This window comes from Rhodoblastus sphagnicola, from assembly GCF_002937075.1.
Taxonomy (GTDB): domain Bacteria; phylum Pseudomonadota; class Alphaproteobacteria; order Rhizobiales; family Beijerinckiaceae; genus Rhodoblastus; species Rhodoblastus sphagnicola.
The window spans coordinates 18,042-28,803 of the sequence record NZ_NHSJ01000133.1 but is presented as its reverse complement, the minus strand read 5'-3'; the positions used below and the strand labels follow the sequence as shown (position 1 = coordinate 28,803).

At 61.3% G+C, this 10,762-nt stretch carries 10 protein-coding genes and 1 tRNA gene; 10 read left to right on the top strand and 1 reads right to left on the bottom strand.

All coding sequences use genetic code 11. The features are described from left to right. The 10 genes from CCR94_RS22110 to CCR94_RS22065 form a co-directional block, all read left to right on the top strand. Positions 1-983: oleate hydratase (locus CCR94_RS22110; RefSeq protein ID WP_193938453.1), on the top strand; the 983-nt coding region annotated here is incomplete at its 5' end. 96 nt (positions 984-1,079) lie between these two features. Beyond that, positions 1,080-1,670 carry an HdeD family acid-resistance protein gene (locus CCR94_RS22105; protein ID WP_104510442.1) on the top strand — a complete coding sequence of 197 codons (591 nt, stop codon included), beginning with the start codon at positions 1,080-1,082 and terminating at the stop codon, positions 1,668-1,670. Positions 1,671-1,904: 234 nt separating this feature from the next. After that, a tRNA-Leu gene (locus tag CCR94_RS22100) sits at positions 1,905-1,989 on the top strand. Then, positions 1,960-3,396, top strand: coding sequence for a tyrosine-type recombinase/integrase (locus CCR94_RS22095; protein ID WP_338053014.1), 1,437 nt, complete (start codon positions 1,960-1,962; stop codon positions 3,394-3,396). The genes CCR94_RS22100 and CCR94_RS22095 overlap by 30 nt, the downstream gene beginning before the upstream one ends. A gap of 1,687 nt (positions 3,397-5,083) precedes the next feature. Beyond that, positions 5,084-5,266 carry a helix-turn-helix transcriptional regulator gene (locus tag CCR94_RS22090; RefSeq protein ID WP_104510436.1) on the top strand — a complete coding sequence of 61 codons (183 nt, stop codon included), beginning with the start codon at positions 5,084-5,086 and terminating at the stop codon, positions 5,264-5,266. Continuing rightward, on the top strand, positions 5,263-5,469 hold the full coding sequence (locus CCR94_RS22085) for a hypothetical protein (protein WP_104510433.1): 207 nt from the start codon (positions 5,263-5,265) through the stop codon (positions 5,467-5,469). Before CCR94_RS22090 ends, CCR94_RS22085 begins: the two co-directional genes overlap by 4 nt. Continuing rightward, on the top strand, positions 5,466-5,783 hold the full coding sequence (locus CCR94_RS22080; protein WP_104510431.1) for a hypothetical protein: 318 nt from the start codon (positions 5,466-5,468) through the stop codon (positions 5,781-5,783). Before CCR94_RS22085 ends, CCR94_RS22080 begins: the two co-directional genes overlap by 4 nt. Next, positions 5,776-8,220, top strand: coding sequence for a DUF927 domain-containing protein (locus CCR94_RS22075; RefSeq protein WP_104510429.1), 2,445 nt, complete (start codon positions 5,776-5,778; stop codon positions 8,218-8,220). The genes CCR94_RS22080 and CCR94_RS22075 overlap by 8 nt, the downstream gene beginning before the upstream one ends. After that, entirely contained in the window at positions 8,210-8,776 is a 567-nt protein-coding gene (locus CCR94_RS22070) for a hypothetical protein (protein ID WP_146090149.1), read from the top strand. Before CCR94_RS22075 ends, CCR94_RS22070 begins: the two co-directional genes overlap by 11 nt. Next, the gene (locus CCR94_RS22065) at positions 8,773-9,141 is read left to right on the top strand and encodes a hypothetical protein (RefSeq protein ID WP_104510424.1); all 369 of its coding nucleotides are present in this window, start codon (positions 8,773-8,775) and stop codon (positions 9,139-9,141) included. The genes CCR94_RS22070 and CCR94_RS22065 overlap by 4 nt, the downstream gene beginning before the upstream one ends. A gap of 1,162 nt (positions 9,142-10,303) precedes the next feature. On the opposite strand, the gene CCR94_RS22060 is transcribed toward CCR94_RS22065, so the two are convergent. Continuing rightward, a complete protein-coding gene (locus CCR94_RS22060; protein WP_104510422.1) occupies positions 10,304-10,735 on the bottom strand; it encodes a hypothetical protein in 432 nt (143 codons plus the stop codon). Positions 10,736-10,762 lie beyond the last annotated feature (27 nt).

Sequence of the window (10,762 nt, the reverse complement as noted above, 5' to 3'; positions counted from 1 at the left end):
TCAGCAACCAATACGATTCCATGGTCAGGCCGCTGCACAAATGGCTTTCGGCGCGGGGTGTGATTTTCGCGCTGAACACGCGGGTCACCAACCTCGGATTGCGCGAGCAAGCCGGCGAGACGCGCGTCACGCGCATCGAATTTGCGCGCGACGGAAAACCTGGCGAAATCGCGGTCGGCGCCAACGACTTCGTGCTGGTGACGCTGGGCTCGATGACGGAAGCGTCGAGCCTTGGCGCGATGGATCGCGCGCCCGCGTTGAACGGGAAAGCGGACGGCGGCGCCTGGACGCTGTGGGAAAAGCTCGCAGCGGGCAGGACCGACTTCGGTCATCCCTCCATCTTTTCAAACCATATCGACGAGTCGAAATGGGTCTCGTTCACCACGACGCTGCACGAGCCGGAATTCCTCCGGATCGTTCGCGATCTCACCGGCAATGCCCCCGGCGAAGGCGGCCTCGTGACGTTTCCGCAATCGAACTGGCTGGCCTCGATCGTCATTCCCCATCAGCCGCATTTCATCGGCCAACCCGAGGACGTCAGCGTGTTCTGGGGTTACGGACTCCACGTTTCCGCCCCAGGCAATTTCGTCGACAAGCCCATGTCCGCCTGCACCGGCCGCGAGATCATGACCGAGATTCTCGGTCATCTCCAGGTCGGGGCGGCCGCGCCCGGGATTATCGCGGCGTCGATCTGCATCCCCTGCATGATGCCGTTCATCACCAGCCAGTTCCTTCGTCGCGGGCCGGGCGATCGGCCCCAGGTCGTGCCGAAGGGGTCGAAGAACCTCGCCTTTATCGGACAATTCTGCGAGCAACCGGACGACGTCGTGTTCACCGTGGAGTACTCGATCCGCTCGGCGCAGGCGGCGACCTATGCGCTGCTCGGCCTGGAGCGCGAGCCTCCGGCCGTTTACAAGGGTAAGTTCGATCCGCGCGTTCTTTACAAGGCGTTCATCGCCCTGCACGATATGGCGGAAACCTGACGGTTTGAAAGCGGCGCGGACTCCAATCCTCGCGCGAGCGCTTCAGGACGCTGGTCCCGCGCGCAAAGATCCATGTCAAACCAAGGAAGATCGACCATGTCCCTGCAGCAGCCGACGCTGTCCTCCGAGCGGACGGAGACTCTCACCCGGTCGATGCACGATCATTGGAAACTGTTTCTGGCCGAAGGGATCATCTTGTGCGTCCTCGGGCTCGGCGCCATCGTCCTGCCCCTGATCGCCGGTCTGGCCACGACGGTTCTCCTGGGCTGGCTGTTTCTGATCGCGGGACTCCTGGGCCTGGTGTTCACATTCAAGACAAGCTCCGCGCCGGGATTCGGCTGGTCGATTCTGTCGGCGGCGGCGGCGATCATCGCCGGCGCGCTCCTGCTTTGGGATCCGCTGCAAGGCCTGGCGACACTGACGTTTGTGCTGGTCGCCTATTTCATCGTCGATGGCGCCGCGATCATCTTCCTGGCCATCGGCCATCGCCGTCAGATGTCCGGCCAATGGGCGTGGATGCTGATGAACGGCGTAACCGATCTGATTCTCGCCGGGATCATCGTCTCCGGGTTTCCCGGCACGCTGGTTTGGGCGCTTGGCTTGCTTGTCGGCATCGACCTGCTGTTCGGCGGCGTGGCGCTGATCGCGATGGCGTTGGCGGCGCGCAAGGGCGTCGCCAAAGGCTGAAACCAGCCGCATGCTGTGAAATCCTGCCGTTAAGGGATCGGGCTGTATCCCCGATTGGCGAACGCTCATGATAACCCTGATGAGCGCAAAGCCGCCACCCGAGATCGAACAACAGATCGTCGGCGGATTATTGGCAGGGGGAGATTTAGAATTGCTGGAATTTTGCGCGGGACGATTGACGCGCGGTGTTTGCGCGCTATAGTCCCGGCCGCTTCGGGGTTTTGTTGCCCGAATGCCCCTGTGGCGGAATTGGTAGACGCGCTCGACTCAAAATCGAGTTCCGCAAGGAGTGCTGGTTCGATTCCGGCCAGGGGCACCAAAATGCTATCCTCAATCGTCCGAAACTGTCCATAACAGCTTGAAAACCCCAAGGAAAACCGGGTTTTTTGGCGAGATGCTGTCTTTATCTGTCCGCTGCTGTGCGCTTGCAGCCACGAAAAAAGCGGGTAGCTTTGCGGGTATGTCGGCGGTATCCGCTGCGCCGATACCCGCAGGGAATACCCGCATGGCGCTCACTGACATTGAAATCAAGTCCGCAAAGGGCCGCGACAAGCCTTACAAGCTGGCGGACGGCGGCTGGCTCTATCTGGTCGTCAATCCGTCCGGCTCAAAACTCTGGCGCATGGCCTATCGCTTCGACGGCAAGGAAAGGCTGCTTTCGCTGGGCGCATACCCGCTGGTTTCGCTCAAGGACGCGCGGGCCAAGCGCGACGAAGCCAAGGCGGCATTGCTGGCGGGTATCGACCCCGGCGAGCAAAAGAAGCGTGACAAGGCGGCTGCGGCGCTGTCACAGGGGAACACCTTCAACGTCATTGCTGACGAACTAATCGCGAAGAAACGTCGCGAGGGCAAGTCAGAGACCACGCTTAGCAAGAACGAATGGGCGCTTTCCTTTGTGCGCCCGACATTGGGCGATAGGCCGATTTCCGAAATCACGGCGGCTGACGTGCTGGGCGTGCTGCGGCAGGTCGAAGCGCGCGGCAGACATGAGACGGCGGGCCGGTTGCGCGCCTTGATTGGGCAGGTTTTTCGCTATGCCATTGCGACGGCGCGGGCGGACAATGATCCGACGTTTGCGTTGCGGGGCGCGCTCACCACGCCTACGACGAAGCACCGGGCCGCAATCACCGATCCCGCCGAACTTGGCGCCTTCCTTCGCGCGCTGGACGGTTATGAGGCGCGAGGCGCGACCTTGGCGGCAATGCGCCTCCTGCCGCTGGTCTTTACCCGGCCCGGCGAATTGCGGCTGGCGGAATGGGCGGAAATCGACATGGCCAACGCCGTCTGGACGATACCCGCAAGCCGGACCAAGATGCGGCGGGAACATCAAGTTCCGCTTTGCCGGCAGGCGTTGGCCATCCTGTCCGAATTGCACACCATGACCGGCGACGGGCGCTTGGTCTTTCCCGGCCTCCGGACGGCGGAACGCCCGATTTCAGAGAACACCATGAACGCGGCGCTGCGGCGGCTGGGCTATTCGCAAGACGAAGTGACAGCGCACGGCTTTCGGGCGACGGCTTCGACCCTGCTGAACGAAAGCGGCAAGTTTTCCGCCGACGCTATCGAACGCGCCTTGGCACATCAAGACCCCGATCCTGTCCGCCGGGCCTATGCGCGGGGCGTGTTCTGGCAAGAGCGCGTCGAAATGGCGCAATGGTGGGCGGACTATCTGGACCGGCTCAAGGCGGGCGGAGAAGTGGTCCCGCTGAAAAAAAGGGCGGAATGAATGCAGGCCGCAACAATCCACCAATTCAGCCGCGCCGCGATCATGCGCCGGGCGTGGCAACTTGCCCGCCAGCGGCGCGAGGAAACCGCGCGGCGGACCTTCGACCTGGGCGTGCGAGTTGTCGGCGCTCGCATCATCTATGCGCGGACTTATGCCGATTGCTTGGCCGCGACGCCGCTGGACCTAGGGGCGGCGCAAAAAGCCGCATGGGCGGAAGCCCGGAAGGTCAATGCCGTGCCCGACGGCGGGGCGCTGGTCATCCGCGCGCCAGGGCGGCGCGCTCGCGCCCATGCGCCGTTTCCGTGGGCGCGTCCTGCCGCTGCTGCTGACGGTTGCTCGCTGGATCGGCGCCCGCTTTATCCGCTCTCGCGCCGCGTGAGGGCGAGGCGGTATCGTTTGCCCAAACGAGGGCGCCGCGCGCGCGCGGGCGAAGGTTGCCGATCCCCGGTATGGGGGAGCGGGCGAACACGTTTCCTAAACCTGCGATTTTGACCTGTAACCGATGTAGCTCCTGTAACTTCAATGACTTACACATGTAACCGCGCCTGTAACCGGCTGTAACTGCGCCCGTAACGGGCTTTTCTTGCTTCCCCAACCGGAGGCGCGGCGATTCGAATTCTTGAGTTTATCGCGCGCTAGGAAACACGCGGATTGACAGGGATAGACAATTTCGGCATGTGATTAATGTATGATCGCGTTCGATTCGTGCCCGGAGCCAAGAGCTGCCGGGCTTTTCTGTTTCGGACGCATTGCGCGGTCCCGCGCGGCGGCGGCTGAAGTTTCGCAGAGATTCGGAAGCGGTATAATTCCTTAGTTATCCTATGTGATGCAGGCTTGACCGCGCGGGAACGGCGTTATATGAGTGTCGTAATGCACTCGTTGAATTGCGCCCGGAGCTAGGTTGCTGCCGGGTGTTTTTCATTATAGACGGCTTTGCACATGGAAAGACGCGCGCGGGCTTGCTCGTTGCACGGGAATAGGTGTAAATCGCTAGTGTGCGCGATTCGTGAGTAGAACCCGGAGCTAGATAGTTGCCGGGCTTTTTTGTGCCTGGAGCATTGCGCAGCCTCCCGCGCTCGCTTGTGGACAACGTCGCGCGTCTCTAGACAAATCGGGGCGAAGTGCGCAAAATTAACCATCCACAAGAGTGAATCACGCTCAAAGGGAAACGGTTGGCTCACACCGTCAATATTCGAAGTGAGCCACGTCGAGATCGTCAAGCTGGCCAAGTCGCGGGCGATTAGCGCAGTCGGCCAAGTCGCGCGCTGTTTCGACGTTGAGAAGCTCCGGGCGGTACGATTTCCGCGCCGGTGCGTCAGCAATGGCGCATTCCTCCAAGCCTTGCCCGCTTGGAGTAGAGAGACAAATCCAAGGCCAACCCGGTACGGGAGCGGGCCAGAGTTTTGAAAAACTCGCCTCGAAATCCTGACACAAGCGCCCGCGAAAACGCGGCAGAAATGCGCGCCACGTTTGGTTGCGCTCAAGATAGCTAACCAAAAATCGGAATTTGCCGCGCCTGGAGCTTGAAAGCTGCTGGCGCTTTTTTCCGTGCCCTCTTCCCAAATCTCTAATTCTGTTTCCCTTGCGCTAGTTGTCTGGCGCGAGAGTACCGCCTTGCGAGGGCAGTTCTTCGCAAGAGAAACCGGCCAGCCTAAAAAGTCGCTGGCCTTTTTCCATGGAAATAACCATGACTATGCAGCAAGAAAAACTGGCGTATCGCGTCAATGACTTCTGTAAAGCAATCGGCCTTTCTCGCTCGACGTTCTATAAACTCTTGTCGGAAGGAAAGGTTAAGACCGTTTCGATTGGTGGGCGGCGGCTTGTGCCCGTGTGCGAGGCGGAACGCCTTCTGAACGGGGGTGCGAAATGAGCGCCCCGCAAACGCAAAGCCCGGCGCCGCTGGGGGGCGGCAACCGGGCGAAAGGCAATCGCAACGAAGCCTTTCTTACCATCGCCAAGCCCGAACCGGAAGGCGATTTTGTCGCGCTCTACATCGCCCGGCGCTTTGGCCTCGCCCTGCCGCTGGCGCGGACCATCGCCACGCTGGCTAGCTTGGGGAGGGCCTTTCAGTGAAGGACCGTCTCGACTTCGACAAGATCAACGCGGCGGCGCTGGCGAACCTGCCCGCCATTCTCAACCGGCTTTTGCCCGGCTCCAAAACCATCGGGCGCGATGTTGTCGCGCTCAACCCCACGCGCGGCGATAAGCGGCCCGGCTCGTTTCGGATCAACCGCTATAATTGCAAATGGGCGGACTTCGCCACCGGCGACAAGGGCGGCGATCCCGTTTCGCTTGTCGCCTATCTGGCGGGCGTTTCGCAGGGCGAGGCGGCGCGGCTGTTGGCGCAAATGCTGGGCCTCGATACCGGAGGGCACCGGCATGGATAAGCCCACCGATCCCTTTGCGCCTTTGACCGAAGCCGAAATTGCGGACGGTACGCAGGAAGGTATGCAAGCCCAATGCGCGCGCGAGGCGCGAACCATCTGCCCGCCTTCCGACGCTGAACCGGGCGCGCAAGCGGCGGCGCGGCTCTTGCTGCGGGCGCCGGATGCTCTCTGGCGCTATGCCACGCCGGACGGCGAAACCGCCTTCTATGTCGCTCGGACCAACAAGCCGGACGGCAAAAAAGACTTCTGGCCGATTTCTTGGCTTGAGGGCGACGGCTGGGCGCTCAAGGCATGGCCTCACCATCGCCCGCTTTACCGGCTGGACGAAATCACGGCCAAGCTGGGGGCGGCCATCGTCTGTTGCGAAGGCGAGAAAAGCGCGGACGCGGCGGCGAAGATTTTCCAGCAAAGCGTATGCACCACAAGCAGCGGCGGCTCTCAAGCAGCGGCGAAAACCGACTGGACGCCGCTGGCCGGGCGGCGCGTCCTTATCTGGCCGGACAATGACGAAGCCGGGCTGAAATATGCGCGTGAAGTCGCGGCGAAACTGGCGGCGCTGGATTGCTCTATTCGGATCATTGATGCGGCGGCGCTGGCGGCGATTGATCCCGAGGGCGGCGCGCGCGAGGCGGCGGCGAAATGGGACGCGGCGAACGCGAAGGCGGAATGGTCCGACCTGGGTGCGTTGCGCAAGACGGCGTTCAATCTCGCAGCGGCTTACGAACCCGAACCGGGTTTCTTGTCCTTCGGCGCGTTTGAAATGACGGCCAAGGGCCTGACGGTCGAAGTTGAAAAGGGCAAGGGCGAGAACAAGACGATTGAAACGGTTTGGATTGCCTCCGCTTTTGAAATCCTGGGCGCTTGCCGCGATCCGCATGGGCGCGGCTGGGGAAAATGGCTTCGCTGGCGTGACGCCGACAAGCGGACGCACCTTCGCCACATAGAAGACGCCGCGTTGCAAGGCGAGCCGGCGCCCTTGTGCGCCGCTCTTGCCGGCGAGGGCTTGCGGATCAATCGCGGCGCGCAACGTCACCTTGTCGCTTATCTGTCCGGCGCGAACGTCAAAGGGCGCGTGACCATCGTTGCGCGGACGGGCTGGCACGAAATCGGCGGCAAGGCGGTTTTTGTCCTGCCGCAAGAAACCATCGGCCCGCGCGGCGCTGAAACCGTCATTCTCGACGCGGCGGCGCATGGTCCATATGAGGCGCGCGGGACGCTCAAGGACTGGCAACAAGGCGTTGGCGCGCTCGCCAGCGGCCACGCCTTGCCGATTCTCGCCATATCAACGGCGCTCGCCGGCACGCTGCTTTTTCTTGTCGGACAAGAGGGCGGCGGCGTCCATTTCTGCGGAATTTCCAGCAAGGGCAAGACGACCCTTTTGCAGATGGCGGCGAGTGTTTGGGGGCGTGGCGATGCGGGCGGCGGCTATGTCCGGGCGTGGCGCGCAACCGCGAACGGGCTTGAGGGCGCGGCGGCGAGCACCACTGATACCGCCTTGCCGCTGGACGAATTGGGGCAGGTCGAAGCACGGGACGCGGCGGCGGCGCTCTATTCGCTTTCCAACGGCGGCGGCAAGGTCCGGGCGGCGCGGGACGGCGGATTGAGAGAACCGAAATCCTGGCGCGTCATGTTCATTTCGACGGGCGAAATCACTTCCGAGGCGAAACTATCCGAGGATCGCGGGCGCAAGCCGCGCGCTGGCCAAATGGTGCGCTTGCTGGACATTCCAGCGGATCGCGGCTTTGGGGTTTTCGACCATGCTGGGCCGGACGGCGACGCGGCGAAACTGTCCAAGACGTGCAAACATGCTGCGGTTTCAGCGTATGGCGTCGCCGGGCCGGAATTTGTCCGCCGGGTCATAGGCGAGGGCGTGACTGGCGACATTGTGCGGGAATTGCTGGCGGACTTCGCCGCGCAAAATGTTCCGCCCGGTTCCGATGGCCAGATTGACCGGGCGGCGCATCGGCTGGGCTTGATCGCGGCGGCGGGCGAATTGGCGACGGCGCTGGGCGTGACGCCTTGGGCGACGGGCGAGGCGCGCGACGCTGCGGCCTGGGCGCTGGCAAAATGGATCGAAGGGCGCGGCGGATCGGAGCCGGCGGAGGCGCGACAAGCTGTTGAACAAGTCCGCTTGTTCATCGAACAGCATGGCGAAAGCCGGTTTCAGCCGTTGGACGATCCAGACGCAAAGCCAGTCAGTAACCGGCTGGGCTGGCGGAAGGGCGAAGAATGGTGGATTCCGCCTGAGACATGGAAAGCGGAAATCTGCAACGGCTTCGATCCGAAGTTTGTAGCGCGGACGCTGGCTGAAAACGGAATGCTGCGGCGGCAAGGCGGCAATGTCCTGCAATGCACGGTCAATCTTGGCGGCAAAAAGACATCGCGCGCCTATGTGCTGACGGCTCGCATTCTCGACGGGGGTGGCGATGCGGTCTGAATTGCTCGCCAGCCTTCGCGTCGTCATGCGCGGCGATCCTATGCCGAAAACGCCTGTTTCACCTGAAGCACCTGTAACCGGCTCATCTGGTTACAGGTCGAAACCCTTAGAGTTACAGGCGTTACATCGGTTACAGGTCAAAAACAGCAAGTTGGAAAACGATGCAAGTTCGGCGGTAGCTTCGCCTGAAACCGACCTGCCCGAAGCCGTTTGGGATGCAATCGAGGAACGCGCCGCCTTTTGCGCTGGCATTGTTCCGCCCGAATATCTCGACACCTGGGCGCGGCTGAATCAACAGAAGCCGTTGCGGGTTTCGGACGAAGAATGGAGCGGGGCGCTGGACGATGGCGGGCGCTTCTTCGACGCCTGGGGCGCGCTGGCGGCGGAATGGGGCTGGACGGTTGCGGAGCTTTTCGACGTGCCACGCCAAGGCGAGCGCGGCGGGCTGCTGTGGCTCATTGAAGGGGCGAAGGTCGAAGCTTTCGGGCCGGATCATGCCAGCTTGGACGACGGGCGGCTTTTCGACCGGGAAACGATTGGAGGAGAAAAGCCATGAACGAAACGAAACTGAAGCCACCTGCGGAAAACCAATTTCCCTATTCGTATTTTCCGAGGGACCGCGCGGACCTGACGAACATTTGGCAAATCCTCGACGAAGAAGCCGGCGCGTTCAAATACCGTCGCGCGATAAGCCGGCCCGCTCAAAAAGACCTCATGCGCTGGTGTGCTGCGCATGGGGCGCCGGTTTACCCTGTTGCCATGTGCGGGAGCATCTATTTTTACGTTTTGAAACGGGAAGCTGACGAGTGGCTTGAAAATGGCGCGCGGCGTTGGATTGTCGCTGAACTTGAGCGCCGTTCATCCGGACGCGTCGTGGCGTTCCGTCCGAACAGGAACAGGCCGGCGACTGAGGACAAATGAGGGCGTTCGATGGCGCGTGATAGATGGCGAGCGAGATTAGAAGACGGTCTTAAGCTGGACCTTAACAAGCTGATCTGCGACGGCATGGTAAAGCCGGGCTGCGACCTTTGGGCTTCGATCCGTTGGAGCTACACCAATTCGGGCGGCGTGGTCGCGGCTGGCGCAATTCGTTCAAGCTTTCACGGCGAAACGGGGTTGCTCGATTTGGAATTGGGCGGCGTTCGGCAGACATTCGCGCTGGCAAGCCGTCCGCGTCATTTCGGCGGGCGGCAATGGTATTTTGTTTGTCCTTCGACGGCGCGCATGGTTTCCGTCTTGTGGCGTCCTTACGGTGCAACCGCCTTCGCCAGTCGGCAAGCCTGGGGGCGGCGCGTCGCCTACGGCTCACAATTTGAGACGCCTCACGACCGGGCGCTAAGCCGCGCGCAAAGCCTTCGCCGTCGGCTTGGTGGGGAGGTCTCGCTTATCTCGGAAGCGCCGCCTAGACCGAAGGGAATGCACACGCGGACGTATCGGAAAAAGCTTGAGGAAATCTATCGAGACGAACTCATTTGCGATCAATATCTTGCGGGCGCTTTGGCGCGATTTACGCGGTAATTTGGCAACAGTTTTCGATTGCGGGCGCGTCCGTTCGGTATGCGGTTCGCACGAAGTTCGCACCCCCAAAGCGCGCGCGAGGCCGCTGGTTGCCAGCGAGGTTGCCACGCCAGCGCCTTGCATCATTTTCCGCATAAGACGACTGCGCACAGAACTGCGCACCCGCAACGCGCGAGGCGACTTCGCACCGAACTTTGCACCCCTAAGCGCGCGGAATCACTGGCCGCATGTTTCAACTAAGTTTCAACCGTAAGCGGCGCGAAGGTCCAATTGAAACCAACGGCGGGGTTTTTCCGCAATTGGTGAGGCGGGCGCTGGCTTTTGCCGCGCGACAATAAGCCGGCTCGATTCTCGGAACAGTATGCGAGACGCGGGCTTGAGCGGATCGGAGTGCGACGCATTATTGCGCCAATATCGCGCGCGGGATTTTTCGGAAGCGGTTTGGAAGCGATTTCAAGCGGAGTTTCCGCGCGCCTTTGTCCATGCAGCAAAGAAAATTGCGGGTATATTTGCGGGTATTTCGAAAATCGAATTATTTTTTTTCTTTTTAAATCAAGGTATTATTTTACAAATTAGATGCCGGCCAGGGCACCATTTCTGAACAGAAATTTGCGGCCGACAACGTGGATTTTCGCTTCCGAAACGATGATCCGGTCGACCACCGCGCTGAGCCGAGCTTTTCGCCCAAATCCTGCGTCATGACCTTGATCGTTGCAGGATCGATATCGAATGGAGCGACGCTGGTGGCGATAGCGCGATCTCGCGCCAGAACGGCAAAGTCGCGCCGTTCGCTGAGCTTCCTCAGTCGCTCTTGCAGCGTAGGCTCGTCATCTGAGACGAATTGCTTTTCGATCAGGGCGTACAGTTGATCCAAGGCGGCTTGCGTGTTCGAAGCGTCTTGCTGCAGATTTATGATTCGCGCGTGCTCTGACGCCTGGGCCTTCAGTCGCCGGTCGCGGAATGCCGAAAGCATGGCGAAAACGCGTTCAGCGGTCACCAGTTGGCCAATGTGTGATCTTCAGTT

Bases quoted from the DNA above. Each gene is read 5' to 3' on its own strand.
- CCR94_RS22105 (WP_104510442.1), top strand. From the start codon at position 1,080: ATGTCCCTGCAGCAGCCGACGCTGTCCTCCGAGCGGACGGAGACTCTC.
- CCR94_RS22090 (WP_104510436.1), top strand. From the start codon at position 5,084: ATGACTATGCAGCAAGAAAAACTGGCGTATCGCGTCAATGACTTCTGT.
- CCR94_RS22085 (WP_104510433.1), top strand. From the start codon at position 5,263: ATGAGCGCCCCGCAAACGCAAAGCCCGGCGCCGCTGGGGGGCGGCAAC.
- CCR94_RS22075 (WP_104510429.1), top strand. From the start codon at position 5,776: ATGGATAAGCCCACCGATCCCTTTGCGCCTTTGACCGAAGCCGAAATT.
- CCR94_RS22070 (WP_146090149.1), top strand. From the start codon at position 8,210: ATGCGGTCTGAATTGCTCGCCAGCCTTCGCGTCGTCATGCGCGGCGAT.
- CCR94_RS22065 (WP_104510424.1), top strand. From the start codon at position 8,773: ATGAACGAAACGAAACTGAAGCCACCTGCGGAAAACCAATTTCCCTAT.